General features: G+C 62.6%; 25 protein-coding genes. 5 read left to right on the forward strand and 20 right to left on the reverse strand.

Annotation, left to right across the window (positions count from 1 at the left end):
* Positions 1-57: 57 nt before the first annotated feature.
* Entirely contained in the window at positions 58-807 is a 750-nt protein-coding gene (locus R3X27_RS22135) for an alpha-hydroxy acid oxidase (protein ID WP_317711082.1), read from the reverse strand.
* Between R3X27_RS22135 and R3X27_RS22140 the strand changes: the two genes are divergently transcribed.
* Positions 800-1147 (forward strand): helix-turn-helix domain-containing protein, encoded by a 348-nt coding sequence (locus tag R3X27_RS22140; protein WP_317711083.1) that lies wholly within the window; start codon positions 800-802, stop codon positions 1145-1147. The two genes, R3X27_RS22135 and R3X27_RS22140, sit on opposite strands and share 8 nt — an antisense overlap.
* 127 nt (positions 1148-1274) lie before the next feature.
* On the opposite strand, the gene R3X27_RS22145 is transcribed toward R3X27_RS22140, so the two are convergent.
* Together R3X27_RS22145 and R3X27_RS25705 are read right to left on the reverse strand one after the other, a co-directional pair.
* Positions 1275-2513, reverse strand: coding sequence for an alkaline phosphatase family protein (locus R3X27_RS22145; protein ID WP_411572528.1), 1239 nt, complete (start codon positions 2511-2513; stop codon positions 1275-1277).
* Positions 2417-2926, reverse strand: a complete 510-nt coding sequence (locus tag R3X27_RS25705; protein ID WP_411572529.1) for an alkaline phosphatase family protein — start codon at positions 2924-2926, stop codon at positions 2417-2419. Before R3X27_RS25705 ends, R3X27_RS22145 begins: the two co-directional genes overlap by 97 nt.
* Here R3X27_RS25705 and R3X27_RS22150 point away from each other — a divergent pair.
* A complete protein-coding gene (locus tag R3X27_RS22150; protein ID WP_317711084.1) occupies positions 2810-3079 on the forward strand; it encodes a hypothetical protein in 270 nt (89 codons plus the stop codon). The genes R3X27_RS25705 and R3X27_RS22150 overlap by 117 nt on opposite strands.
* 59 nt (positions 3080-3138) lie before the next feature.
* Here the strand turns inward: R3X27_RS22150 and R3X27_RS22155 are convergent, their stop codons facing one another.
* Together R3X27_RS22155 and R3X27_RS22160 are read right to left on the reverse strand one after the other, a co-directional pair.
* A complete protein-coding gene (locus R3X27_RS22155) occupies positions 3139-4761 on the reverse strand; it encodes a sulfatase-like hydrolase/transferase (RefSeq protein WP_317711085.1) in 1623 nt (540 codons plus the stop codon).
* Between the two features lie 691 nt (positions 4762-5452).
* Complete coding sequence (locus R3X27_RS22160; RefSeq protein ID WP_317711086.1) at positions 5453-5899, reverse strand: hypothetical protein; 447 nt, start codon at positions 5897-5899, stop codon at positions 5453-5455.
* 374 nt (positions 5900-6273) lie between these two features.
* Between R3X27_RS22160 and R3X27_RS22165 the strand changes: the two genes are divergently transcribed.
* Positions 6274-6714 carry a transposase gene (locus R3X27_RS22165; RefSeq protein WP_317711087.1) on the forward strand — a complete coding sequence of 147 codons (441 nt, stop codon included), beginning with the start codon at positions 6274-6276 and terminating at the stop codon, positions 6712-6714.
* 216 nt (positions 6715-6930) lie between these two features.
* Here R3X27_RS22165 and R3X27_RS22170 read toward each other — a convergent pair whose 3' ends face one another.
* Positions 6931-8178, reverse strand: coding sequence for a class II D-tagatose-bisphosphate aldolase non-catalytic subunit (locus R3X27_RS22170; protein ID WP_317711088.1), 1248 nt, complete (start codon positions 8176-8178; stop codon positions 6931-6933).
* A complete protein-coding gene (locus R3X27_RS22175) occupies positions 8171-9136 on the reverse strand; it encodes a sugar kinase (RefSeq protein WP_317711089.1) in 966 nt (321 codons plus the stop codon). Before R3X27_RS22175 ends, R3X27_RS22170 begins: the two co-directional genes overlap by 8 nt.
* 326 nt (positions 9137-9462) lie before the next feature.
* Between R3X27_RS22175 and R3X27_RS22180 the strand changes: the two genes are divergently transcribed.
* A complete protein-coding gene (locus R3X27_RS22180; RefSeq protein WP_317711090.1) occupies positions 9463-9972 on the forward strand; it encodes a hypothetical protein in 510 nt (169 codons plus the stop codon).
* 88 nt (positions 9973-10060) lie between these two features.
* On the opposite strand, the gene R3X27_RS22185 is transcribed toward R3X27_RS22180, so the two are convergent.
* From R3X27_RS22185 to R3X27_RS22230, 10 genes are all read right to left on the reverse strand, one after another.
* Positions 10061-10981 (reverse strand): dimethyl sulfoxide reductase anchor subunit family protein, encoded by a 921-nt coding sequence (locus R3X27_RS22185; RefSeq protein ID WP_317711091.1) that lies wholly within the window; start codon positions 10979-10981, stop codon positions 10061-10063.
* A gap of 3 nt (positions 10982-10984) precedes the next feature.
* Positions 10985-11728: a 4Fe-4S dicluster domain-containing protein gene (locus R3X27_RS22190; protein ID WP_317711092.1), complete on the reverse strand. Its 744-nt coding sequence runs from the start codon at positions 11726-11728 to the stop codon at positions 10985-10987.
* Positions 11725-14577: a molybdopterin oxidoreductase family protein gene (locus R3X27_RS22195; RefSeq protein WP_317711093.1), complete on the reverse strand. Its 2853-nt coding sequence runs from the start codon at positions 14575-14577 to the stop codon at positions 11725-11727. The genes R3X27_RS22190 and R3X27_RS22195 overlap by 4 nt, the downstream gene beginning before the upstream one ends.
* A gap of 486 nt (positions 14578-15063) precedes the next feature.
* On the reverse strand, positions 15064-15336 hold the full coding sequence (locus tag R3X27_RS25710; protein ID WP_411572530.1) for a hypothetical protein: 273 nt from the start codon (positions 15334-15336) through the stop codon (positions 15064-15066).
* 243 nt (positions 15337-15579) lie between these two features.
* Positions 15580-16596, reverse strand: a complete 1017-nt coding sequence (gene hypE / locus R3X27_RS22205) for a hydrogenase expression/formation protein HypE (protein ID WP_317711095.1) — start codon at positions 16594-16596, stop codon at positions 15580-15582.
* A complete protein-coding gene (gene hypF / locus R3X27_RS22210; protein WP_317711096.1) occupies positions 16593-18896 on the reverse strand; it encodes a carbamoyltransferase HypF in 2304 nt (767 codons plus the stop codon). Before hypF ends, hypE begins: the two co-directional genes overlap by 4 nt.
* A complete protein-coding gene (hypD, locus tag R3X27_RS22215; RefSeq protein ID WP_317711097.1) occupies positions 18893-20002 on the reverse strand; it encodes a hydrogenase formation protein HypD in 1110 nt (369 codons plus the stop codon). Before hypD ends, hypF begins: the two co-directional genes overlap by 4 nt.
* Before the next feature lie 2 nt (positions 20003-20004).
* Positions 20005-20754 carry a hydrogenase nickel incorporation protein HypB gene (gene hypB, locus R3X27_RS22220; RefSeq protein ID WP_317711098.1) on the reverse strand — a complete coding sequence of 250 codons (750 nt, stop codon included), beginning with the start codon at positions 20752-20754 and terminating at the stop codon, positions 20005-20007.
* Positions 20747-21139, reverse strand: a complete 393-nt coding sequence (hypA, locus tag R3X27_RS22225) for a hydrogenase maturation nickel metallochaperone HypA (RefSeq protein ID WP_317711099.1) — start codon at positions 21137-21139, stop codon at positions 20747-20749. Before hypA ends, hypB begins: the two co-directional genes overlap by 8 nt.
* Positions 21132-21359, reverse strand: coding sequence for a HypC/HybG/HupF family hydrogenase formation chaperone (locus R3X27_RS22230; protein WP_317711100.1), 228 nt, complete (start codon positions 21357-21359; stop codon positions 21132-21134). The genes hypA and R3X27_RS22230 overlap by 8 nt, the downstream gene beginning before the upstream one ends.
* A gap of 140 nt (positions 21360-21499) precedes the next feature.
* On the opposite strand from R3X27_RS22230, the gene R3X27_RS22235 reads away from it, so the two are divergent.
* Positions 21500-21973: a HyaD/HybD family hydrogenase maturation endopeptidase gene (locus R3X27_RS22235; RefSeq protein WP_317711101.1), complete on the forward strand. Its 474-nt coding sequence runs from the start codon at positions 21500-21502 to the stop codon at positions 21971-21973.
* A 68-nt stretch (positions 21974-22041) separates the two neighbouring features.
* Here the strand turns inward: R3X27_RS22235 and R3X27_RS22240 are convergent, their stop codons facing one another.
* From R3X27_RS22240 to R3X27_RS22250, 3 genes are all read right to left on the reverse strand, one after another.
* A complete protein-coding gene (locus R3X27_RS22240) occupies positions 22042-23193 on the reverse strand; it encodes a rhodanese-like domain-containing protein (protein ID WP_317711102.1) in 1152 nt (383 codons plus the stop codon).
* A 67-nt stretch (positions 23194-23260) separates the two neighbouring features.
* Positions 23261-24544 (reverse strand): YeeE/YedE thiosulfate transporter family protein, encoded by a 1284-nt coding sequence (locus R3X27_RS22245; protein ID WP_317711103.1) that lies wholly within the window; start codon positions 24542-24544, stop codon positions 23261-23263.
* A gap of 52 nt (positions 24545-24596) precedes the next feature.
* Complete coding sequence (locus R3X27_RS22250) at positions 24597-24983, reverse strand: hypothetical protein (protein WP_317711104.1); 387 nt, start codon at positions 24981-24983, stop codon at positions 24597-24599.
* Between the last annotated feature and the right edge of the window lie 197 nt (positions 24984-25180).

Here is a 25180-nt window from a genome sequence, read left to right on the forward strand (position 1 = left end):
GGATACTGGCCATTCGCCGCAAATGCGTGACCGACCACCACATATCGGGACCGCCGGTCAGGAAGCCTCCCACTGCGTTGCACTCGAAGCAGGGCCGACGACCTGGAACCGAAGATTGTGACGGCCGAGTTGTCTGATCCGGGTGACCCCCACGAGCTTCATGTCGCGCTCGATCTCCTTGCGGAGCAACTCAAGCGCCCGGTCCACGCCTGGCTGTCCGGCCACAGCCAGGGCGTAGAGATAGTGTCGAGCGACCCCGACGGCCTTGGCGCCAAGAGACAACGCTTTCAGAACATGGGTGCCGCGCTGGATGCCGCTTTCCATCATCACGTCGAGCCGATCCCCGACGGCGTCGACAATTTCGGCCAACTGGTCGAAAGGGACGCAGGAGTCGTAAAGCAGCCGGCCACCGTGGTTAGACAGGAAAATGCCGGTACAACCGATCTCGGCCGTGCGACGGGCATCCTCGACGGTCATGATGCCCTTGAGACAGAACTGCCCGTCCCTGTCGCGCACCATTTCCGCCACGTCGTCCCAGTTCATGGACGGGTCGAGCATCTCGGCAAAATAGCCGCCGATGGAATTTGCGCCTTTGCCCAAGTCCAGATGTTCGTCGAGATGAGGCAGGCGGAAGGGTTCGTGGGTGACGTAGTTGATCCCCCACATCGGCGTAGCGGTAAACTGGATCATGCCGCCCAGGGTCAACTGGAAGGGAATTGCGCAGCCGGTGCGCAGGTCGCGCTCGCGGTGGCTCGGCACATCCACGTCGCGCGGCGCGCTGGAGCAGGCGAATGGATGGATGGTCATCCTTGAGGAGATCTCGTCCCTCAACGCCATTCATCAAGGCAACCTCCTTCGGTTTGCCGATGAAGCACTTGTCCAACACATCCGCAAGTTGTCACCTCGACAGGTCAAGTCTCGCATTGTGTGCACGAGCTCCGTGGATCTCCGGGCGGCCGCCGAAAACAATCCACAACCTGCCTCGCCGAAAACCGAATCCGAAACATCTCGGCCCTTGTCTGAACGCGACTGGATCGCGGACGCTCTTGTCCGCAATGGGTTCCAGAAGGCAAAAGCGGCCAAGGAACTCGGCATGAGCACGCGAACTCTGTACAGCAAGATCAAGAAGTATCACCTCCAACAGTGACGCTTCTTCGATCTTCGCAATGCAGGGTCTGGAAGCGTCGCGCGGCAGTGAAACGGCACCATGGGCAAGTGGCCGACGTCAGGATACTGCCGGGTGTTGGCGTCGTCGCGGTCCGGAACGCATCGCTTCAACCCGTTTTCTGTGGATCTCGGCGGCAAAACCCGGACCAAAGCGACGCCAGACGGCATCCGGCGTTCAGTTGGTTAACGACGAGACCGGATAATCCTCCGCTCTCCGACCCCACGACGTCGCGCAAGACGGTGCCCGATGCTCCGCTCGGCTGCGTCGTGGCGAAGATGTCCGCCAGCGTCACCGCCACATCGGTCGTCGCAACCCTGTCGGCGACTTGCCTTGGTTCGATCCCCGGACCGGCAAAGATGATTGGCACATGGGTGTCGTAGCGCCAGGGCGAGCTGTGCATCACGGCGATTGCGCCCGGATCAAGGAGAAATGAGTAGGGCGATTGCACCACGTAGATGTCACCGGAGCGGGCCGGATGGAAATTCCGGCGGATCGGCCCCTCCAGGAAATCGCCGCGCTGTTCCGGGAACGGTTCCCTTGGCATGGCCATTGCGATGCCCGGGCGGGCGCCGAGTTCGTCCACGATCAGCCGTTCGATGGCGCGCGTATCGGCGCCCGCCTCCGCGATCACCTCGTGGTCGAGATAGATGTAGGGCCGGAAGAACGCCTTGATCGCAGGTTCAACGCCAAAAGCATCCGCGATCTCGAAGTTCAACTCTTCGGCCAGCGCCTTATGCCCGTTTCTTTCGGCCCCATGCCCATGCGCGGCCATGAATTCGGGCATCTCTGGCATTCCGTGATCGGCGGAAAGAACGTAGAGTACCCGGTCCGCGCCAACCTGTGCATCGAGAAACGCGAACAGGTCTGCAAGCGTGCGGTCGAGGGATCGCACCATTTCCTCGTTCTCAAGGCTCGATGGGCCGAAGAAATGATTGGTCGCATCCACGCCCGAAAAACTCAGGCTGAGGTCGTCGACGGCGTCATCCCGGCCAAGCCCCTCGCCGAGGACCGCCGCCTTGCCAAAGGACGCGGTCAGTTGATCGCCGAGCGGGCTCAAGAGCACCTGCGTGTAATTAAGGCCGTCTTTCGGGGCGCCGTAGGGATGTGGGAAGGAGCGACCGAAGCCCTTGAGATCGGTTTCATAAAACCGGTCGTCATTCGCGGCCAGAAGGTAGCTGTCGATGGGGTCGCTCAACGTCCAGTCAGTCCCGACCGCAGCATCGGCCGGACGGTCCGCATTCCACGCGATCACCCAGTCCGGATAGGCGTCATAATAGTAACTGCTGGTCTGGTAGGCGCCGGTATCGGTTGCCATCCAGAAGGCCTTGCCGACATGGCCGGCCATGGCGACAGCCGAACGGTCCTTGCCCGAAATCCCGATGATCCTTGACTGGCCGTTGTTCGATTTGAAGGCTCGTCCCCGAAGGTCGAAGCAAGGATGTTTGCCGGGGACCGTCCCGTTGTGGCCGCCGCGGCCTGTGTTGGGTCGATCTGGTCGCCTTCGCCGGAGAACCCGGGAACTGGCAGGGCTTCATACGCGGGGTCTTCGATATTATAGCCCAGCCGTCCATCCGCCCGATTGTACCAGGAATTGCCGATCATGCCGTGCTCGGCAGGATGAGCGCCGGTGGCAAGGGTGGCATGGCCGACGATCGTCTCGGTATTCGCGTGCAGGTGATGGGCATCGGTGTACCAGACGCCCCCCTCGGTCAGGCGACGGAAGCCATCGGGGACGAAACTCGCCCCGTAGCGGCTCAGAAGATCCCCCCGCAACCCATCGACCGCGATCTGGACGATCAGTCTGATATCGTTCGCCTTGGCCGGCGAGACGGTGAGACGGTGAGTGCAGCCGCAGTGACCGATGCTGCGAAGAAAGCTTTGATCATGTACAGGACGTCCTTTGGCAAATGAGGCGCGGCCGAAAGATCGGCCGCGCCACGTGTCATCAGTGTAGCAACAGTCGTCGCTGTCTACTGCCAGGAAGAGAAAACCTCTCGCGCCAGTTCACTTTCCGGGCGCAGGTTCTCGATGCCCTCATACGGCACGCCCTTGCCCAGCGGCAGATGCGGGTATTTCGCGATCATCTTTTGATGCCGTTTGACCATGTCCTGGAAGGAGGCCCCGGACCAAAGCGCATTGCCGATCTGTGAGTGTTCCTCGCGCGGATCGCGCAGGATGTTGTAGACAGGGGCGGCTGCACCCGGAACACCGGGCGCCGGCAAGTGCATCTTGAACTCCTGTTTCACGACCGAGCGCAGGACGGTGCCTTCGTAGACATACACATAGTCGCGCCGCGAGTTGCCCTCCCCCTCAAGAAGAAGCGGTGTCTGGTCCAGCCCGTCGATGACCCGGTCCTTGGGGATGAAATCCATCGCATTGCCGATACGCGCAAAGGTTGTGAACAGATCCGAGACATGCACGATGTCGCCAACGGCGCTGTCCGGCTCGATCACGCCCGGCCAGCGGATGAAGGCATCCGTCCGCACGCCGCCTTCGAGGTGCTGCGTCTTTCCGCCCCGGTAGATCAGCTGGTTCAGCCCCGAAGTGCCCTCGTAGTGATACATCAACCCGTTGTCGGCCATCAGCATGACGATGGCGTTGTCCGCCTCTCCTGTTTCCTCGAGCCTGGCCAGGAGATCACCGATCCATTCGTCCAGAAGCTGTAGCTTGTCGGCGTGAAAGCCACCATTTCGCGAAATCGCCTGATCGGGATATGCGAAGTTCAGCGGGTAAAGCGGCCAGTATTGCAGGAAGAACGGTTCTTCCTCACCAGCCAGTCGGTCGAGCTGTTCGAGGATCTGGCGCTGGTACCGCTCGTTCATTTCCTCGTACTTGGCTTGCGTCCATTCCTCGCCCGGCTCCATGTCGACCTCGCGGACCATGCCGCCGGCTTCGCCTTCCACGCCGGTGACAAGCCCGTAGGGCCGGAACCGCTGGTCCAGCCCGAACTGGTTCGACTGACCGGACAGATGGTAGCCCAACATGTTGTTGGCGTCCTTGGCTTCCCGCGTCATCAGGCTGAGCTGCACCTGCTGATGCAGCGGGAAGGCGGCCCAATCGAACCCCTGATTGTTCGGGTAGGCCTCCTCGATATCGCCCTGATGCCACTTGCCGACATGGGCAGTGTTGTAGCCGGCCTGTTTCAACACTTCCGGCAGGGTCACCTCTTCGGCAGACAAACCCTCGCCGACCAGCGCAACCTTGACCTCTTCGACACCGGCCCGGATCGGGTGACGACCCGTCAGGAACGCCGTGCGCGTCGGCGTGCAGGAGGGTTCGGTATACATGCGCATCAACGACAGGCCGTCTTGCGCGAATTGGTTGATATTCGGCGTGTCGATCCCCGTGACGTAGTTGGGCCTCCGGCTGCCCATCTGGCCGAAGCTGACATCGTCGATCAGGATATAGAGGATGTTTGGCGGGGTGCCCACATTGGCGTCCCAGATCTCGTTCAGGCGACCGTCGATCCGCGTGTCCTGTTCAGCCCATTCATCGCCGAACTGGGCTTCGAGATATCGGTACTCCCCATCACGGATGATCTCGCCATCCTGTGCAGTCCCTGAAGTGGCGGACAGCGCGCAGACCGCCGCCAATCATAGAAATCGTTTCATGACGTTTCCTTGTATTCTTTCAATACCGGAACCAATCACGCGGTCCGCCCGCGATCTACTCGTGGCACGCGCTCGACATCGAGTGTTGCCGTGCATCGGCACAGGCGTCGAGCAGCTTGTTTGACCGTGGTCGGAAAGGTGACCATCCGTTCCGGCCCAACAGCGTCCTCTGGCGGCGGGGACCTTCCTGCGGTCCGACGCCTTCCCCTCAGTGTTCCCCCCACTTCATGGCTATTCTCTACGGACATTAGCCCGGACGCGGAAATGGACCACATCAGAAAAAATGCCAGCCGATCGCGGACCTGCCGCGACCGGAATGGTTGAAATGTACCTCGCCGATCGAAACCTGATCGATCATGTGTCGGCGTTGAGCCGGATTTCCGGAGACTGAAACGGGGTCCATCAAGCTGGCATGGCCCCGCTATGCCGGGCAGAGACCGCGCCACGCGGCGAGAGCGGAAGACGACCGTGAAGCATCACCGCAAGACAGATGAACTCCTCGCTCGTCTTGGAGTATTTGAACGGGTCGCGTGTCCTCATCCGAGACAGCCAGTCAGGCCCCTGCCCAGCTGCAGGCCAGGTTGCCCTGACATGACCCGTCTGTTGCCTAGTCGAGAAAGAACGTCCCGTCCGGGTGGCTGAAACGCAGGCCCTCATGATCGTGATGGGTGGCCTATTCGGTCACGATGGCGCCCTTTGGCCCTGCCCGCATCCAGTGCTGTTCTGCCGGTGCGGAGAGCCGGGCGATCTCGCCGACGCCGACCAAACAGGTGAAAATGTCGCCTTGGCGCACATGCCAGGCTTCGAACTTCGGGCCGGTCACATCGGTGCCGACATGCCAATGCTCCGGAATCGCCTGGTTGGGCAGCAGGAACATCTCGTGGCCGGAGAGGTTGTAGTCGGGATCGCTGAACCAGAAGATCCCGGCCAGGCCGGAAAAGGCGAAATCGCCGGTATTGAGGTCCTTGACCCAGAAATCCTCCGTCTGGAAGCGATCCGGGATGGCGTAGTCATGGTAGCGCATCAGGTCGAAATACGCCTCTCGCGCCAGCTCCATTTTGAAGGTTCCGTCTTCGGTATAGTAGTGCGCGTTGGGGTAAACCTTGAGCTCTCGGGTCAACTGTCTCTCCTTCGAAGTCGGGGGCCGGTGCGAGTTTCGGCGCGCCGAACCGGACCTTTTCGTTGAGGATCATCGCGGCGATCAGCGTGCCGATGATCGTGCCGCGCCCGCCGGAGAGCGGCGTGGCTGTGTGAAGCGTGGACTTCGTTGACGACAAGCTCAGCAATAGACGCAGCGACAAGATGCTGACCGTGTTGGACGAATACACCCGCCGGTCACTGGCAGTAGAAGTCCGCACCCGCTTGGGTTCTGAGGATGGGCTGGAAGTCCTCTACGGGTTCTTCCTGCGCCATGGAAAACCTGAACTCGTTCGGAGCGACAATGGTCCAGACTTCGCATCGAAGGCCACATAGGGTTGGCTCGAAAAGGTCGGCGTGAAGCTCCTCCGGATCTATCCGGGATCACCTTGGGAGAACGGCTGCAACGAACGGTTCAATTGCACATTGCGCAGGGAAGTTCTTAACGCCGAATGGTTCACAACAACCAACCAGGCCCAAGTCGTTATCAATTGGTGGCTCAGAGTGTACAATCACACAAGACCGCAACAGGCGCTCGGAATGCGTCCTCCAGTGCCGGAATCTCTATCAAGAAGTGGCCCATGGAAATGGGACTGGACACTGGCACCCGGTCTGCGACTGCACAAAAATGCCGGCGCCTGTCAGGCCGTTGCAGCCAAGGTCATCGGCGCGGCACGCGGCATCATATCGCGATTCCCGCTCTATGTTGTCATCGTGGGCTATCTTCTGTTCTGGCTCGGAATTTCCGGCCTGGCGATCTGCGGGACTTTCGTGACACTGGCGGCGCTTGCAAGCTGACCTCGCCGACCCTTGCGGGGACGGAGCCCGCGAGATCGAAATAGCAGCTCCGAAAGAGCCGCCCCGACAACCTTCACGAGGCCGTTGAGCGAATGCCGCAAGCCATTCGGCCCGAGGACGCTGGTCGTTCAGGGCCGTTCCGCTCAACCCTGGCGGTGCGGCCCCTAGTTGAACGAATAGCACACACCTATCGGGATATTGCTTCTGAGGGTGGCTTCAGATGCAGGCCTTCAACCAGGGCCGCAAGGTGCGGCGGACCCGGCGTCTGATAAGTGCATCCGGATCTCCGAAATCGTCACCGGCTTCGAGGGCTTCCTTGATGAAATCGCCCCCGAGATATTGGCTGAGAAGCCCGATTTGGGGGAGGGTCGCCCGGTAGCGGTCGTGAAACGAATCCAGCGCGGCCACCGCCTCCGGTTTAAGCCAGTAGTAGCGAATTCGATCGGCCAGACCATAATGGCGCTGGCTTTTCTGCGAGGCGGCGTCGCCGTGGATATGGCTGTCCCACACACTCGGGTCGGCCAGCATCAGCGCTTCCATCGTATCGCGCAGCGCGCGTGGCCCGCCATCGACTTCTGCCGCGGCCATTTCCATCCCGTAGAGCGCTTCGCGGACCGCATAGCTCAGGCAGGGGCCAACTTTCAGGATAGAAAAACCGTCATCGACGAGCGCCTTCAACGAAGCCGCGGTCTGGTAATCGGTCGAATGCCCCTCGTAGACCAGACCGCAAAGGTCGGAGCGCGCCGCCACGAGGTCCTGTGCACGTTCGGGGTCGTAGAGCACGACACTCATCTGCGCGCTCTCCACCCGGGGCTGCACAACAATCGCGATAACCCGTTTGAAAGCGTCCGACAGCCCCGCTGCCTCGAACACCCGTTTATGCACGTCATAGGTCCGGCGCACCGCCTCGGGTTTGGTGGGCTCAAGATCCGCGAGTTCCTCATGGGCTCCGCCCGGCGCCGGGATCTCGGTGCCGATGATGTAGATGAAATCCTCGCCGACCTCCTCGGCCACGGCGCAAAGATCGGCGGCGCGCGCGGCGGTCGTTTCGTCATCAAGCGCCACCGGCTCGCCTTTGCACCCCATTGAGCAATCCAGATGCAGTTTGCGGATGCCCGCCTCGGCATAGGACCGCATCATCAGCTTCGCCTCTGCCATCGCCTCATCGGCGGCAAGGTGTTTCCACGGGTTCGGCCCCAGATGGTCGCCACCGAACAGAAGCTTGCCCTCAGGGAACCCCACCGAACTGGCGATTTCCTTCACCCTGGCGACAAAATCGACCGGTGTCATTCCGGTGTAGCCGCCGCGGTGGTTGACCTGATTGCAGGTGCATTCGATCAGTGCGAACTGATCCTGAGCCATTGCTTCCTGAAGCGACGCGGAGATGACCAGCGGGTGGGCGGAACAGACGGAAACGATACCACGAGGGTCCTGGCCCAGGTTTCGAAGCGGATCGTCAGACATGCTTTGCTCCTTGTACGCGACGGGTATGCTTGTCAGCGAACGCGCGCACCGTTTCGGCGTTCTCGGCCCCGGACATCGGACCGCGTTTCATCACCGCAAGCGCGCCCGCGGCGGCGGCAAGCCGCAAGCATTCGGCCGCACTTTCACCCGACGTCCAAAGCGCGGTGAATGCGCCGCCGAAGCAGTCTCCAGCCCCGGTCGGGTCGACCTCCTGCGCTGGGAAAGGTGGCTGGTTCAGCACCAGCGTCCCGTCATAGTAGGTCGCGCCTTCGGCACCGCGCTTGTGCACCACAGCCTTCATCCCGGAGGCGAGGTGCTGGGCGATTGCCTCATTCACGTCGGTCGTCTCGACCCCGAGGAACAGTTCGTCCCCGGACGGTAGAAACAGGTCGGTGAAGGAAAGCACCTTCTCGATCGCCTCGCGGAGACCGGGTTGCGCCAGCATCTCCTTGCGCAGATTGGGGTCGAACGAGACCGTTCCCCCTCGCGCCTTGATCTGAGCCGCCGCCTGTGCGGTCATCTCGCGGATCTCGTCGGTGAACATCGAATTTCCGACGACGTGCAGATGGGTCGATGCGGCAATGACATTCGCGGCCTCAGGCGTCATCTTCGTCTGGCCGCTGGCGGAGTAGGTGATGTTGTAACAGAAGTCGCGATTGCCATCGGGCCGGTAACGGACGAAGGCGTGCCCCGTCGGGAGGATCGGGTCGATGGCGATTGCAGATATATCGACACCGTCGCTTCGCAGCCGGTCCAGGTTGACCTTGCCGAAATCGTCATCGCCTACCGTCGAGATATATGCCGTCGCGGCGCCCATCCGTGCCGCCTGACTGATATAGATCGGCGGCGCCCCCGAGGGGAATGGTCCGGTGAAGCTCATCGGCTCCAGAAAGCCACATCCTGACGAGTCGGCCATGACCTCGACGAGAGTTTCACCAATCGAGACAATCTTTCCCATGTCAGCAGACCTTTATTTCAAGCCATGCCTGCCCGGGCAGTGTCGCCGGGCAATGCTACGTCGGCGACTCTGTTGTGGCGCGACGTTGTGAAAACTCAGTACTACGATGATTGCAGGGGTCTCAAGGGAGGTGTCCGACGAATTCGAGCCAGTCTTCGGAGAGTTGGTCGCGGGATTTCAGACCAGTCGCCAAGATGGATCGCCTGACGAGAGACACGATCCAAAATGACCAAGGGATAGAACCTTTCGCCCGAGCTAAAGGCCAAGGTTGCGATTGAGGCGATCCGCGAAGAGATGACGTTGGCGGAACCGTCGAAAAGTATGGCGTGCATGCAACCCAGATCCAGTTCACAAGCGCGATCCGGATAGAAGTCCTCAGCGAGGCATCGACGAAGATCAGCAGGGTCGGCAAGGGCCGCTGGATCGACGACCGCATGATCGAGCGCCTGTGGCGATCTGCTTGGGTCTGGCAGTTGTGGGCTTCTTGGGACACCGAGGCCCATGCGGTGTGTCTTGTCGACATGGCACTCCATTTCCCCCCAACCGCAACGGCGCAGAAATGTTCAGATGCCAGGCGGCGTGCTGCTGGGTTTCTGTTCAGCGACCTTCTTCGCGGCTGCGATCTCGGCGAGGCGCTTGTCGACGATGTCCTAAACCTCGCCCGGGCGCATTGCGGAGGTAGCGGTGGCCTTGCGGTTGGCTTTCGCCGCGACCACGTTGAGGCCGGCGAAGGGTCCGGTGGCCAGATCGGGGTCGATGCTCTCGATCCAGGTGACGAAGGTCTCGCCCCCCCTTGCGGCGGGCGGCCTCCGGTTTCTGCTCGCGCCAGGCTGTGACCGCACCCCTGAAACTGTCGCTCGGTCGATGCTGCGCGTTGCGGCACGTCGCAACGCCCCTCTGCCAATGACGTCGTGGATTGCTCCGTCAGTAGTAGAGTTGGGAAACATGTTCGGCTTCGGCGAAGAGAAGCCAACGTTCCACCACCACGCCAAGGGTGGCCGTCAGGATGGCGAGCGAAAACGCGGCTATAAACCATCCTGAGAGAGCGCCAATCAAGACCGATGCCAACGGCACGGCGAAGAGGCTCATCAGGACGACCCGCCGTAGCTTTTCGACATGCTTGCGCGCGACCGTGTATCCCATCTCGCGCATTACGAAGTTGGGGCGGTCGTGGGGCGGGTCGAGGGTTCGGACGGACGCGAGTCCGGGCACGCCGAGAGCATCTTCGACAGAGTAGCGCGCCGTATCGGCGTCGATGGCGGACCAGTAGCGCAGCTTGACAGCGGCGCCCACGCTCAGGCTCACGAACATAACGAGGGACGCCTGAAGCCCGGCGCCTGCAAAGGCTGCGAACACGGCGAAGAGCAGCCCGCCGGTCGCCGCAGCCAGGGCGAGAAAGATCCACGGCACATCCGGGCGGTTCCATTGGCGGATTGTGCGCAGCGAGGCGTAGATCATTCCGGTGCAGAACACGGTCGCAATTGCACCTGCCGCGGAGAGCCCGGCGAGCACTGGCACCATCCCCTCGGGCAATCCAGCAATCCATATGATCCCCAGCAGGCTGGCCGGGAGATATGTCGCCACCGCTGCCACGGCCTCGCGCGAAAGCCAGGACGAGCGCCATTGCGACAGCGCGCCGAGCGCCCGTTCAGGATGCCCGAGATGGTAGGTGGATGCGAGCAGGCCGGCTGAGATCAGCATCAAGGCCAGCACAAGGGCCGCGAGGGCCGGCCAGCGGTCAAGCAGGCCAGGCACCAGGATTTCGGCGAGCGAGAGCCAGAACAGCAAGCCGTAGCCTGCGCCGGAGGATGTTGTGAAGAATATCACGGAATAGGCCGGGTGCATGTGTCACCTCCGCGAGGACAGGGTCCGGTCGACCCAGGCAAAGAGGGTTTCGAGGGCGGAACCGTCAGCGACGGTAACGGGCTCGGCCGGTTCGGGCGGCGGCGCGGGCCGTTGTCGTGGCGGCAGATAGCGGTTGACCGGCTTCATTCCGAACTCTTCCAGCAGGCTGAAACCGTTGCGTTCTTCCACCGAGCGCGAAACATCGCTTTCAGGGTCCCCAAGGTCACCGAAGGCGCGTGCGCCGGTTGGGCAGGCGCGCACACAGGCCGGAACGCGGTCCTCCTCCTCCAGTGTCTCGTTATAGATCCGGTCGACGCAGAGGGTGCATTTCTTCATCACTCCGTGATCATGGTCATATTCGCGTGCGCCGTAAGGACAGGCCCAGGAACAGAGTTTGCACCCGATGCAGGTATCGGGGTTCACAAGAACAATCCCGTCTTCCGCGCGTTTGTAGGACGCGCCCGTCGGGCAGACGGTGACACAGTCAGGTTCCTCGCAATGCAGGCAAGAGCGTGGAAAATGAAGTGTTCCAGCCGCGCCATCGCGTTCGTACTCGTAGGAATGCACCCGGTTGAGCCAGACGCCGGACGGGTCCGCGCCATACGGGTCGTGATCGGAGAGCGGGGCGGAATAGCCGCCGGTGTTCCACTCCTTGCAGGAGGTTGCGCAGGCCTGACAGCCCACACAGATGTCGAGATCGATGACAAGTCCAAGCTTCTTGCCGGTGCTCTGTGGCAGGCAGGTCATCGGCCATCCTTCCTGAATTCCGCGCCATAGGCGAGTTTGCTCGGCGAAGGCGGCTGTCCACTGGCTCCCAGAGGTTCGAAGAAGGGCTCCGTGGTGCCTGCCCCGTCCGCTTTCTCGATCGCAACGCGCAGGTCGAACCACGCAGCCTGTCCGGTGATCGGATCAGAATTGGAATAGCTGTACCCGCCCTCCCTGGCCGGAAGCAGTTCGGAAATCAGGTGGTTCAGCAGAAACCCCTGATTGCTCTCGGGCGCGTCTGCCGACAGCCCCCAGGCGCCTCGACGCTTGCCAATGGCGTTCCAGGTCCAGACCGTGTCGGGATTGACCCCGTCCATCAGCCGAACCTGGCATTTGACGCGTCCGAGATGCGAGCGCAGCCAGACCCAATCATCATCTTCCGCCCCAATCCGATCCCCGACAGACCGGTGAATATACAGCCGGTTGGCGGCCGTGATCTGGCGCAGCCAGGCGTTCTGGCTTCCCCAGGAGTGATACATATGCATGGGCCGCTGGGTGATCGCGTGCAGCGGAAACGCGCCGCTGGCCACCTGTGTCCCCTCGAATGGCGGATACCAGAACGGCAGCGGATCAAAATAGCGCTCCAACCGCTCGCGGGCTCGGTCCGGTGGCTGCCGCTCACCATGACCCCGCCCGGCCAGGCGGAACTTCTGCAGAGGCTCGGAGTAGAGTTGGAAGATTGTCGGCTCCGGAGAAAGCCGGATGCCCTTTTCGATGCCCCAGTCCAGATAACCGCGATTGGCATGCTTGAAATAGGCATGGCTCGGGTCCAGCCGATGTTCGAAAAAGGCGCCGTTGTCGATATAGCGCTGCAGTTGATCCGGGTTCGGCGCGCCCTTGCCGAACTCGGTGCCATCACCACGGAACCCTGAAAGCGGGCCAATCCCCGGTTTGCGTTCGTGGTTGACGATATAGTCGGCATATCCGCCCGGATAGCGCGGGCTGCCATCCTCCATGGTGAAGGCCGGCAGGCCAAGGCGAGCCCCGAGATCGATCAGCACTTCCTGAAAGCCCCGCACGTCGCGATCCGGTTTCACCACCGGATGCCGGATGGAATCCGCGAGGTAATCCGGCTCCGATATCGGCCGGTCGAGCAGCGAGATGCAATCATACCGCTCAAGGTAGGTCGTGTCCGGCAGGATCAGGTCCGCAAACGGCACGGTCTCGGAGTAATAGGCGTCCGAGTAGATGATTTTCGGGATGACGTAGTCGCCATTCTCGTCTGTTGCGGTCAAGGCGTCGAGCGTGCCGGGAACGTTCATCGAGGAGTTCCACGCCATGTTGGCCATGTAGAGGAACAGCACGTCGATCGCGTACGGGTCCTTCCTGGCGGCATTGTTGATGACCATATGCATCAACCCGTGCGATGACATCGGCGCATCCCAGGAGAACGCCTTGTCGATACGGTTCGGCCCGCCCTCATCGTCCAGCAGCAGGTGTTCGGGCCCGTGCGGGAACCCAAGATGCGGACCACCAAGCGGCATTTCCGGCTTGATATCTCCCGAGGCCCCATGCGGCAGCAGGTTCGGCGGGGTCTGTTTGGGATAGGGCGGCTTGTAGCGGAAACCGCCAGGGCAATCGATGGTGCCCAGCAGGATCTGGAGGATGTGGATCATGCGGCATGTCTGGAAGCCATTGGAATGGGCGGAGATCCCGCGCATGGCATGCATGGAAACGGGACGCCCTATCATCTTGTCATGCTTTCGCCCGGCCCAGTCCGTCCAGGGTCGATCCAGTACGATTTCCTCCTCGAACGCAACGCGGGCCAGTTCGGCGGCGATGCGGCGGGTCTGTTCCGCCGATACGCCGGTTTCGGCGGCGACGGCCTCGGGGGCGTAGTCTGGCGAGAGAAACCGTTCGGCCAGCAGCTCGAAAACAGGGCGGGCCTGACGCCCGTCGGGCAAGGCGCGCGCGCCGGTCATCGCCGCCCGCGCATCAGGGTTCATCGCGTTGCTCAGCTGCTGCGTTTCGGTGTCGAACACGAGGGCCGCGCCGTCCTCATCGCGCGCAAAAAGCCCGTCATCGGCGGCACCGGCATCCTGGATCACCAGCCAGCCCGAATTGGTGTACCGGCCAAGATAGTCCAGATCGATGGTCCGGTTGCGGAACATCTCATGGATCAGCGCGCCGACAAACAACCCGTCCGTGCCCGGCTTGATGCCCACCCATTCATCGGAGACCGCGGCGTATCCAGTCCGTACCGGGTTCACCGAAACGACCTTGCCGCCGCGCCCCTTGAGCTTGCCAATCCCGGCCTTGATCGGGTTGGAGGCGTGATCTTCCGCCACGCCAAAGAGCAGGAAATACTTCGTGTGTTCCCAGTCCGGATCGCCAAATTCCCAGAAGGCCCCGCCAAAAGTATAGAGCCCGCCAGCGGCCATGTTCACCGAACAGAAGCCGCCATGCGCGGCGAAATTGGGTGTGCCATATTGCATTGCCCAGAGGCCGGTCAGCGACTGGCTCTGGTCTCGCCCGGTGAAAAAAGCGAGCTGCTTCGGGTCGCGTCTGCGTACATCGCCGAGCCAGCTGGTGGCGATCTCCAGCGCTTCGTCCCAGGTGATTTCCTCGAACTGCCCCGAGCCGCGCGGCCCGACGCGTTTCATCGGCGCTTGCAGTCGGGCGGGCGAGTAATGTTGCATGATGCCGGCCGAGCCCTTGCCACACAGGACGCCCTTGTTGACCGGGTGGTCACGGTTGCCCTCGATGTAGCGAACCTTGTCGCCCCTCAGGTGCACGTCGATGCCGCACCGACAGGCACACATGTAACAGGTGGTTTTCTCCACGCGGTCGCCTACCGGCTGGTTCAGGTCGATCGGAGGCGATGAACTCATGCTTTGGGTATCCTCGTCAGAGTGTTCTCATGGCGCCGATATGCGACCATCGGGAAACCATGCGACATAGTTTGCCGCCCGGGCAATCCGGCAAACACTCTGCGCTGCAGCAATGCAGTCGCAAAACTGGTTGCGTTTCATCGCTTGGAAACGGTTATGGCGATGGCCGCACCGACCGGTTTTCCCAGGATGGCCACCGAGCCGCGAAACAGATTTCTGTGGTCCACACGGCATCCGACACAATGGGCTCATCGCCGGCATTTGCCGCGCGCGGGTCCACGGTCCGCAATGGGCCGTTCACGTTCCTTGGCATCAAGAGGGCGCGTTTCCGCATTGTCCGCAACCCGGTCAGCCCCCCCCGCCAAGATCAAGGCCCGCTCGCTCCAATCCGTTGATCCGAGACAATAACTGCTAAGGGCTGAAAGCCGACTTCAGAGCGTTTTTCTCTCCATGCCCATGGAATCCGCAACGGTCCATAGCTGCGGTTTACGGCAAGGTTTGCCCTTGGTTGAAGTTGCCGCTGCGGTGCTGGCAGACGAACTCGAACCAGCCACCGAAGGACCGGCATGGCTGACTCTTATTTCGACGCCCCGGATTGATACGATTGAAGACAGCGGCGTGGACGGCGGTGAATATCTGATAACCCTGCATCCGCCGAAAGAGTTGCATCGCCCGGCGTCGTCGTCGCAACGGCAAGTGCGAATTCTCGACCCAGTCGCTGAGAAATTGGCCTTCGACTTGTATTTGTTCGGCACCCATCGCCTGCAAGGCAGCGCCGTACGATCGCAGCAAATCGGTGGCGATGGTCTCCGGCCGACCGAAACGTCACGTTGATTTCTTCAGGACTTTCAAGGCCGTCTTCTTGTCCCGCCTCTTGGGCACGAACCTCTCCAGCCCCTGCCCCGTCGCAATCACGTTGCTCCGACAAAACCCAGGCCAGCGAAACCATCCACGCGCGCATTTCCCGGCCGGCACAAACGCCCCGCCTCGGTGCACGGCGCTTCAGCAGATCCGGGGCAAGGGGTCGTCCTCCAGTTCTTCCAGCATCCTGCGCCCCCCGACTTCTGTCGTCAGCGTCACTGGCGCGCCGGCGTTGTCCGCACGAAGTTCCCCGATGAGCGCCGCGTCACGGCCGTCGGGCAGGTCTTGCCAGGCCGCGAGCGCTGCCTCCGCAGCGTCAGGTGCCACCACGGCAACAACCCGTCCCTCGCAGGCGAGGTAGTAAGGATCATAGCCCAGCATGTCGCAAACGGTGTGAACGGCCGGCCGGACCGGGATCGCGGGCGCATTCAGCGTAAGCGCGAGACCTGTCGCGCGGGTGATCTCGTGCGCCACCGAGACGAGCCCGCCCCGTGTGGGGTCACGCATGAAGCGGGTGCCCGCGATCCCGCGAAGGGCCTGCGTCAGGGGCAGGACACTCGTCGCGTCGGAAAGGATATCGCCACGTAACCCGAACTGCTCGCGGGCCAGCATGACGGAGATGCCGTGATCGCCGATCGTCCCGCTCACCAGCATCATGTCCCCCTCACGGATCTCTCCCATCGCCAGCTTGCCGGGATGACGGTAGACACCGATGCCGGTGGTTGCGAGGTAGACCCCCCCGCCATGGCCGCGCGGCAGGACCTTGGTGTCGCCAGCCACGACCGAGACGCCGATCTCGGCAGCCGCGCGCCCGAGGTCGGCCACGATGCGCTCGAGTTGAGCAACGTCGAACCCTTCCTCGATGAAGGCATTCAGGCTCAGGTAGAGGGGATCGGCGCCGGAGACCGCGAGGTCGTTGGTCGTGCCATGCACAGCCAGCGAGCCAATAGATCCGCCGGGAAACTCCAGCGGTTGGACAGTGAAGCCGTCGGTCGTGAACATGATCTGTTCGCCGGGAAGCGAAAGCGCGACGGAATCCGCCGAGGTGTCCAGCGTGCCGTTCGACAGATGTCGTGCAAAGACTTCGTCGATCAGCTCGCGCATATAGCGTCCGCCATTGCCGTGGGCGAGCGAGATATGGCTATCCTGAAGGGTCATTCGGTGTTTCCTCCTGCCTGCGCGGCATATTCCACCACCTGCCCGAAGGCGATGGCGGCGTCGTTGCATGGGACGCGCCGATGCAGTTTCAGCGGTGTCTCCAGATTGCGGGTCCTGCCCTGAATTTCACCTACGAGGCGGGCATTCTGGAAAACGCCGCCGGTCAGACCGACCTGCGAACAGGGATAGTCCTTGACCAGGTGTCCGATCAGGTCGGGGACGAGTTGGGCCATGCTGGCGTGAAAATCGGCCGCACGGCTTTCCGGGCTACGGGTCTGGTCTGTCAGCGGCGCAATGAGAGGAGCCCAGTCGACCTCCCAAAGACCATCCTGCCGCGCCACCGGCAGCGGGATCGACCTGCCCGCGATGTCGCCGGCAAGAGTTTCCAGAAGCATCGGCCCCTGCGCCTCGAAGCTGCCATGGGTCACGCCTGTCACAAGGCAGGCCGCAGCGTCGAAGATCCGGCCGGCGGCGGTGGTTTCAAACGTGTTGATACCCTTTTCCCACGCCGTTCGGGCAATCTCTGCCCCGTCCAGCACGCATGGAAGATCGCGATTTTCTGCCCAGCAGAGCGCCGCGGCGCTGCGCCAGGGTTCGCGCCCGGCGCGGTCGCCACCGGTGAGGCGGAAAGGGCGGAACCGGGCGACGCGGCGCCAGCGCCCCGGCTGGCCCCAGAGGACGTCTCCGCCCCAGAGCGTGCCGTCCTCGCCCATCCCCACTCCGTCCCAGGTGAAGGTCAGCCAATCTCCCGTCGCTTCCGGATATTCGGCCGCGAGCGCGGAGGCATGGGCGTGATGGTGCAGGATCGGGGCCACCGGCATCCCCTGCGCGCGCGCCCAGCGGTGGGTCGTATAGCCCGGATGGGCATCGCAGAGCAGCACGCTGGCCGTTTCGCCATAAAGCGCCTGCAGGCTGCGCGAGACCTCCTGCAAGACCTGCAGGCTACGTGGGGCCTCCATCTCGCCGATATGGGGCGAGATGACCGCGCGGTCGCCAAAGGCCAGCGCAACGGTCGCCTTCATCTGCGAGCCGAGGGCCAGAGCGGGCTTCGGCACGGGGGCGCGAAGCGCCAATTCGACCGGGGCATTGCCGCGGCCAAGGCGCAACGGGGTGATGATCCCGCCGATCTCGCGCAATACCGGGTCGTCGGCGGGGCGAGAGATCGGACGGTTATGGTGCAGCACGGCGTCGGCGACGCCGGAGAGGCGTTCATCAATCTCCTCCGGCGCAATCAGGACCGGCTCGCCGCTGAGATTGGCCGAGGTCGCCACGAGAGGCGCGTCGAGCGCGTCCAGCATCAGCACATGCAGCGGACTGTAAGGCAGGAAGAGACCCAGCTCTGCGCAACCCGGAGCAACGCTGGGAGCCAGCCTGACCTCCGTCCGTCGCGGCAGGAGCATGATCGGACGGTGCGGCGTGACAAGGGCCTCTGCCGCGGGCTTGGTGAGGGTCACCAGCGCACGCACCTCGTCCAGACCATCCGCGCCGCTCTCGGGCACCATCGCCGCAAAGGGCTTGTCAGGGCGCCGCTTGCGGTCCCTGAGCCGCAGGACGCTGGCCTCGTTGCGCGCATCACACATCAGGTGGTAACCGCCGATGCCCCGCACGGCGAGAATGTCGCCAGCCTTCAGCGCCGCAATCGCCGCCACCAGCGCGGCTTCGGTGTCGGCAATGTCGGGCTCCCCCTGCCGCGCAAAACGCAGGGATGGGCCGCATTCCGGGCAAGCAACGGGCTCGGCATGGAAACGGCGGTTCGTGGGATCTTCATATTCCCGCCGGCAGGCGTCACAGAGCGGGAAACCGGCCATGGTGGTGTTGGGCCGGTCATAGGGCATGGCCTCGATCAGCGTATAACGCGGCCCGCATTGGGTACAGTTGATGAAGGGATAGCGGTGGCGGCGATCCGTAGGGTCGCGCATCTCCCGAAGGCAGTCCGGGCAGACCGACGTGTCTGCCGGCACGAAGATCGAGGCGTCGGAGCCCGCATCGCTGTCGAGGATCTCGAAGTCCCCGGCCTGCTCCGGGCCTGTCTCGACACATTCATCAAGGGTTGGCTTCGACAGTGGAGGGGCCTGCTCCAGAACATCGCGCAGGAAGGTCAGGACACCGCCTTCCGGCCCCTCGACATGGGCATGGACCTCTCCCATCCGGTTCTGGACCCAGCCAGCCAAACCGAGCCCCACCGCGACGCGGTAGACATGCGGGCGAAAGCCGACGCCCTGCACATGGCCCCGCAGCACGATCCGCCGCGCCACGGCAGGCGGGGCGGGTTGGGTTGGCACGTCCGGGTCTCGCGTCATTCGGTGGCCTGCTCCACGCGGGTTCGCCGTCCGCTGGACCACCAGATCCGGCAGGCGCCCTCGTCGGACACCATGCAGGGACCAACCGGATTGCGCGGCGTGCAGGGTGCGCCGAAGATGCGGCACTGGTCGGGGTAGATCCGGCCGAGGACCACGCGCGCGCAATCGCAGCCAGCGGGCATCTCGCCAACCCGGCGGCGGGCTTCGTCGGCATAGTCTGGCAAGACCTTCTGTGCGTCATGCGCTGCGTAGTCCTGCCTCAGCGTGAAACCGGAACCGGGGATCGTTCCGATCCCGCGCCACGTCGCATCCGTGACCTCCATCACATCGTCGAGGAACTTGCGCGCCATCGGGTTGCCGCCGGGCTGAACCACGCTGGGATAGCAATTGTCGAGGAAGGGCTTGCCGTCCTGCAATTGCCGCAGCACCGAGTACATGGAGGCCAGCAGGCTCTCGCTGTCGAACCCGGCCATGGCGGCGGGCACGCCATGCTCCGAGACGACAAACTCCCATTCTTCCGGCCCCATGACGGTGCCGACATGGCCGGGGGCGATCAGCGCATCGAAGCCGATCTCGCCCGAATTCAGCAGCATGGAGACCGCCGGCCAGGTGAGCCGGCCGGAGAGCAGCAGGAACAGGTTGTCGGGCACGCCCTGCGCCATCATCGCGGCGACCGGAGCGGTCGTGGTCTCGAAGCCGGCGGCGAAGAACACCACGCGGCGGTCCGGGTTGGCGCGGGCAAGCGCCACCACTTCCTGCGGGCTGGCGACGGGGACCACATCGGCGCCGGCGGCCTTTGCCTGCTCCAGCGACCGGATCTCGTTCTTGCGCACATTCACGGGCACACGGAGCATGTCGCCGAAGGTTGCCAGCGTCAGGTCCTCCCGCATGGCCAACTGGATCGCCTGGTAGACATCCTCCTCCGGACAGACACAGACCGGGCAGCCGGGGCCCGGGATCAACTCGATATTCGCGGGCAACGCGTCGCGAAGCCCGGCCTGGGTGATGGACCGCTCGTGCCCACCGCAGACATTCATGATCCGGACCTTTTCAGGCAGATCCAGGGTCCGGATGCGCTCCAGCCAGTCGGCAGCAGAAAGGGCCATTCTCAAGCTCCCGCGGCGGTCGGAACGGCAAGGTTTTCCCGCAGGTCTGCCACGCCGCGCTTCAGCCAACTCGCCCATCCCTCGAGGCCCTCGCCCGACTTGGCAGACAGCTCCAGGATCGGCGCGGCATTGCCCAACTGGCGCACGTAGTTCACGGCCTTTGCTGCATCGAACTCCGGCATGTACGGGGCAAGGTCGCGCTTGGTGAGAAGGACGAGATCCGCCGAGCGGAACATCACCGGATATTTCGCCGGCTTGTCGTCGCCCTCCGGGGTCGACAGCAAGGCGACGTTCCGGTGCTGGCCAAGATCGAAACTGGCAGGGCAGACGAGATTGCCGACATTTTCCACGAACAGCACATCGAGCCGGTTCAGATCGATCTGGTGCAGGGCGTCATGCACCATGTGGGCGTCCAGGTGGCAGGCCGTTCCGGTGCATATCTGGACAACGGGCACACCGCAGGCGCGAATGCGATCCGCGTCATTCTCGGTCTCCAGATCGCCCTCGATCACTCCAATACGAAGGTCGTTGCCAAGCAGCTCGGCGGTGGCTTCAAGAAGCGCGGTCTTGCCTGCGCCGGGGGACGACATCAGGTTCACCGACAATACGCCATGCCCATTGAAATGGACCCGGTTGTGCGAGGCCTGGTCGTCATTGACCTTCAGCAAGTTGCCGAGGACCTGCGTCGCCTGCTTGCCCTCGGCAAGCTCCCTGTTGCCGGGGGTAACATTGCATCCACAAGTATCACACATGTTGTTTCTCCTCGGGTTGACCCGCGTGCGGCGTGGATGTTGCATCCTCCAGCACCACGGACCTTAACAGCAGTTCATCTCCGGAGCGCAGCTCCGTTTTCCAGTCTCCGCACAGGGCGCAAACAAGCCGGTTAATCTTCGCGTCGCTCTCGGACTGGCAACTCTTGCACCAGACGCGGACCGGCGCGGGCTCAATCGTGAGCTCTGCCCCGTCGGCCACGGAGCCAGCCGCAGCGATCGGGAAGGCGTTCGACAGCAGATCCGGAACAACCCCGGACAGCGGTCCAACCTCCAGGGTGAGCCCACTCACCCGGGTCGCGTTGTTGCTCTCGGCGACACTCGTCACCTGGTCGATCAGGGCCTGGCAGATTGCGAGTTCATGCATCGGACTGAAGGATCTCGTCGAAGGCCTCCCAGCTCAACCGGGCGTCTTCTTCGGACACCTTTTTTATCGCGTATCCAACATGGATCAACACGTGATCGCCAACGGACAAGTCCTCGCCCTGCATCATGAACAGGTTCACGTCACGCTCGATCCCGCAGGCCTCGCAGGTGGCAATAAAACCGTCGATTTCACTGATACGCATTGGTACGGCAAGACACATGGGTCGCGTCCTTTTTTCTTGTTGTTCTTATATTCGAGATTTGTAATACGTTTTAACAACAGATGCATGCTGACCATTTGTCTCGCTTTCGCAGGTCGAACAGGTCCATCATCCGGAACAACCAAGGTCGGAGGCAGCGAGTGGCACGGATACTCATTCTGGGAATCGGAAACTCCATCATGTCGGACGAGGCAGCGGGGATACGCGCGCTCGAGATGTTCGAAGAATTGCATGGTCAGCGGGACGATGTCACCTGCATCGACGGTGGCACGCTCAGCTTCACCCTCGCCGAACCGATTGGCGCGGCCGACCAGTTGGTCGTTTTCGACGCGGCGCAGTTCCATTCCGGCGCGGGCACCGTCCGGCACCTCGAAGGCGAAGAGATGGATGCCTTCGTCCGCTCCGGCAAGCTGAGTGTCCACGAAGTCGGCCTGGCGGACCTGTTCGACATGTCACGGCTGAGCGAGGACCTGCCGACACACCGTGTCCTGGTGGGAATCGAGCCGGAGACCCTTGGCTGGGGTACGGATCTGAGCCCGAAGGTTGCCGAGGCGATCCCGGAAGCCGTGCGTTTGGCGAAGGCGACGCTGGACGCCTGGGCGGCGCAAGCCTGACTCCCGGAAGGAGCTTGGAAGATCGGCCCGCATAGCGGGCCGATCTGTTGGCCGCAGCCGATCATCGGTCAGCTATGCGGCGTGACTTCGATCGTGCCATCCTTCTTGTACTTCACAACGGCGTCGAGGAACGCGACATCCAGGCCCGGATTGAGCAGCTTGGAAAGGTCGTAGGCCTCGCCGCTGCGACCACCGGAGGTGCAGATGAAGATGATCTTCTTGTCGTCGGGAAGGTCGAACACCTTGTCTTCCAACTCGCCGACTGGAACGTTCATCGTGTCCTGAAGTGCGCCGGCGGCGAATTCTTCGACATCCCGCACATCGACGATCAGCACATTGTCCGGACGCTCGGCGAGGATCTTGTTGAACTCCTCGACCCCCATGGCACCTTCACCCGGGGCGGGCATATCGGGCGCTGTCATCGCGGCCGTGGCGTTGGTGTCGGGCGACACGAGCATGGCGACCACGCCGACCAGCTTCTTCCACTCCGGGTAACCGGCGGGATAGGTGAAGACCTTGGTATAGCCCATCTCCATCGCGGCTTGTGCCGAATTGTCCGACAACTTGCAGATGAAGCCGCCGCAATAGAACACCAGCGCGGTGTCCTTGGCTGTGGGAAGGAGACCGGACATGGTGTCAAACTTGGTGTCAGGCAGGCTGATCGCGCCGGGGATATAGCCCTTGTCGTACTTGCTGCCCTTTGGCCGCGAGTCGACGACCAACACCGGCTCTTCACCGGCCATCAGTTGCTGAAGGTAAGCGGTGTTGATCGAGACCGAACCGCCCTTCTCTTTCCAATCCGGGAAACCGGCAGCGTAGACCTTCACGTTGGTGTAGCCCATTTCCTCGGCCTTGAAGGCGGACTTGTGGCTGAGTTTGCAGGCATAGCCGCCGCAATAGAAGATCAGCATCTGGTCCTTGGCTTCCGGAAGCATGTCGGTCATTTCCGCGAACTTGCTGTCCGGGATCAGCACCGATGTCGGGATGTGGCCCGGGCCGAACATGCGATCGGGACGGGAGTCGACGATCAACACGTCGTCGCGCTGCGGCAGCACCGCAAAGGGCGCGATGAAGTCATAGTCGACCACATGCTCCTCGTGGAACCAGCCCGCCTTGTCTTCTGCTGTCGGCGCGGCCTGCTCGGCCCATGCAATCGAGACCGGTGCGAAAGCCACCGCAACGGCCATGGCAAGTCCTGTCAACTTGGTCCTGGCGCTCATTTTCTCCTCCTGTTTGCTGTATTGAAGAACGTATGGCCCCCCGAAACCGTTCCGGGGGGCGCATTTCTCAGATGACGGTGAATTTCTCGGTGGTCTCGTTGTAGCGAACGAGGCACCACCAGATGGCGAGGATGGCGATCATCGCAACATAGGTCGGACCCCATCCACCCAGCATGTCGGGCAGGAAGGCCTGGTAGCCGAGCTTGGAGAACTCGACCATGCCGTCCATGAAGTCGAGGTCGATCTCGCCCGTTGTGATCCCCCAACCGCCGAACAGCGCGCTGGCGATGGATCCAACCCAGGCAAAGAAGATCAGCACCACGACGAGCTTGAGATGCCCCTCGCCGATCCGCCAGAGCGTGCCCGAAGCGCAACCGCCCGCAAGCACCATTCCGATGCCGAAGATCAGCCCGCCGATAAGCGAGCCCATCCAGAAGCGTGTAGAGAGCGCGACATAGGGATCGATATTGCCCTTCTGGATCAGCACCGATCCGAACAGACAGCCAACGAAGATCGCGAGGATCATCGCCTTGGTCATCATCCCCTCGGCGGTCATGAACGGCTCGCGAATGGCCCGTGCGAAACAGAGCCGCGAGCGGTGCATCACGAAGCCGATGCCGAAACCGGCGAGCATCATCAGCGCGAGGATCGAAGTGTAGTTGTCTTCGCTGCGCAGCCAGCTGACACCCCACCAGGTCACGCCGAGCGCGACCACCAGCCCGATATAGGGGAAGTAGGGCTTCAGTGCCGGTGTCTTGTTCTTTGGTGCGGTGGTGCCCCAGGTGATGTTCTCCATGCCCCAGAGCAGAAGCTTGAGCCCGATGAAGGCGCCGGCCAGCAGCCCGACCCACATGGCCCAACCCGCAGGCGCGCTGAAGGTGAGCGGAATGAAAAAGCCGCCCGTGGTGCAGCCTCCGGCGATCGTTGCGCCGATGCCCATCAACGAGCCCCCAACGGCGCCGTAGGCGTATTCGCTCAGCGGCGCCTTGCGGATGGCGAACTGCATCGACATGAGCGCGGCGGTGAAGGCGCCGAGCAGCAGCGCGATGTTCATCACCGACATCTGGTGTTGCAGCGGGCTTTTCAGGTTTTCACTGATGCCAAGCACTGCGCCAAGGCCGATGGCGTTGTTCAGGTGGTCTCCCCAGAGCTTCAACCCGCCGAAGACGCCCCAGAAGACTCCGCTTGCCATGAGCATCATGGCGAGGCTGACGAGCAGCATGAAGCCCAGATAGGGCGACCATTCATCGATGAAGATCTTCTTGTAATCTTCGGCGAACCCTTCGGCCCATTCGGGCAACCGGGATTTCTTTTCCGGTGGGGCGCCGGCAACCGTTTCGTTCGTAGCCATTTCGTGTCCCTATCCCCCGGGATCCCTGCGCTTGCAGGGGCCCGGGAAAGTATCAGTTGCAGGTGGCCGGTGTGGCGGAATCCGCGGCGCCATAGACCACGAAGGCGCGGATATCGGCCCAGAGATCCTCGTTGGCGATGGGGCCGAACTTCTCGGCGACCTTGTTGTCCGGCGCGATCTTGGCGCGGTAGTCCTGGCTCACATATTCCGCGAGATGCTCGGCGCCCTCGGGCGTTTCGATCCATTCTTCCCATTCCGCGATCTTCCTGGAGGCGGGAGAGATGGACTCACCGATCTCTGCCGTGTGGCAGGAGGTGCAGGCGGCCCGGTAGTAGATCCGGCCGCGTTTCCAGTTGCCGTCGCCTTCGGCGAAGCTTTCGGCAGCTGGCAGGATCAGCATCGCCGAGGCGGCGACGAGACAGGTCAGGGTGGCTTTCATGATTGACCTCCGTGGGTTTGCAATCACGTGTTCGACAGGCATTTCTCGCTACCGCAAATGTGGAGCCCTGCCGTGTCGCTCCACTCACCGCCAGATCGAAGCCGGGTCTTGCCACGCTTCGACAGGATGTGTCCCTTGCGGCCTGTATTCAGACAGGGCCGGCATTGCGCGGCCCCTTGGGTCTGTTCGGCCCCTCA

This window comes from Tropicimonas sp. TH_r6 (assembly GCF_033101155.1).
Classification (GTDB): Bacteria; Pseudomonadota; Alphaproteobacteria; order Rhodobacterales; family Rhodobacteraceae; genus Tropicimonas.

Coding starts and splice junctions, on each gene's coding strand:
- hypF (WP_317711096.1), bottom strand. CDS start 18,896: ATGACGCGAGACCCGGACGTGCCAACCCAACCCGCCCCGCCTGCCGTG.
- R3X27_RS22140 (WP_317711083.1), top strand. CDS start 800: ATGGTCATCCTTGAGGAGATCTCGTCCCTCAACGCCATTCATCAAGGC.
- R3X27_RS22195 (WP_317711093.1), bottom strand. CDS start 14,577: ATGAGTTCATCGCCTCCGATCGACCTGAACCAGCCGGTAGGCGACCGC.
- R3X27_RS22245 (WP_317711103.1), bottom strand. CDS start 24,544: ATGGCTACGAACGAAACGGTTGCCGGCGCCCCACCGGAAAAGAAATCC.
- hypA (WP_317711099.1), bottom strand. CDS start 21,139: ATGCATGAACTCGCAATCTGCCAGGCCCTGATCGACCAGGTGACGAGT.
- hypB (WP_317711098.1), bottom strand. CDS start 20,754: ATGTGTGATACTTGTGGATGCAATGTTACCCCCGGCAACAGGGAGCTT.
- R3X27_RS22150 (WP_317711084.1), top strand. CDS start 2,810: ATGGCCGACGATCGTCTCGGTATTCGCGTGCAGGTGATGGGCATCGGT.
- R3X27_RS22135 (WP_317711082.1), bottom strand. CDS start 807: ATGACCATCCATCCATTCGCCTGCTCCAGCGCGCCGCGCGACGTGGAT.
- R3X27_RS22185 (WP_317711091.1), bottom strand. CDS start 10,981: ATGCACCCGGCCTATTCCGTGATATTCTTCACAACATCCTCCGGCGCA.
- R3X27_RS22190 (WP_317711092.1), bottom strand. CDS start 11,728: ATGACCTGCCTGCCACAGAGCACCGGCAAGAAGCTTGGACTTGTCATC.
- R3X27_RS22175 (WP_317711089.1), bottom strand. CDS start 9,136: ATGGGAAAGATTGTCTCGATTGGTGAAACTCTCGTCGAGGTCATGGCC.
- R3X27_RS22250 (WP_317711104.1), bottom strand. CDS start 24,983: ATGAAAGCCACCCTGACCTGTCTCGTCGCCGCCTCGGCGATGCTGATC.
- R3X27_RS25710 (WP_411572530.1), bottom strand. CDS start 15,336: ATGGGTGCCGAACAAATACAAGTCGAAGGCCAATTTCTCAGCGACTGG.
- R3X27_RS22145 (WP_411572528.1), bottom strand. CDS start 2,513: ATGGCCGGCCATGTCGGCAAGGCCTTCTGGATGGCAACCGATACCGGC.
- R3X27_RS22230 (WP_317711100.1), bottom strand. CDS start 21,359: ATGTGTCTTGCCGTACCAATGCGTATCAGTGAAATCGACGGTTTTATT.
- hypE (WP_317711095.1), bottom strand. CDS start 16,596: ATGACCCTTCAGGATAGCCATATCTCGCTCGCCCACGGCAATGGCGGA.
- R3X27_RS22170 (WP_317711088.1), bottom strand. CDS start 8,178: ATGTCTGACGATCCGCTTCGAAACCTGGGCCAGGACCCTCGTGGTATC.
- R3X27_RS22240 (WP_317711102.1), bottom strand. CDS start 23,193: ATGAGCGCCAGGACCAAGTTGACAGGACTTGCCATGGCCGTTGCGGTG.
- hypD (WP_317711097.1), bottom strand. CDS start 20,002: ATGGCCCTTTCTGCTGCCGACTGGCTGGAGCGCATCCGGACCCTGGAT.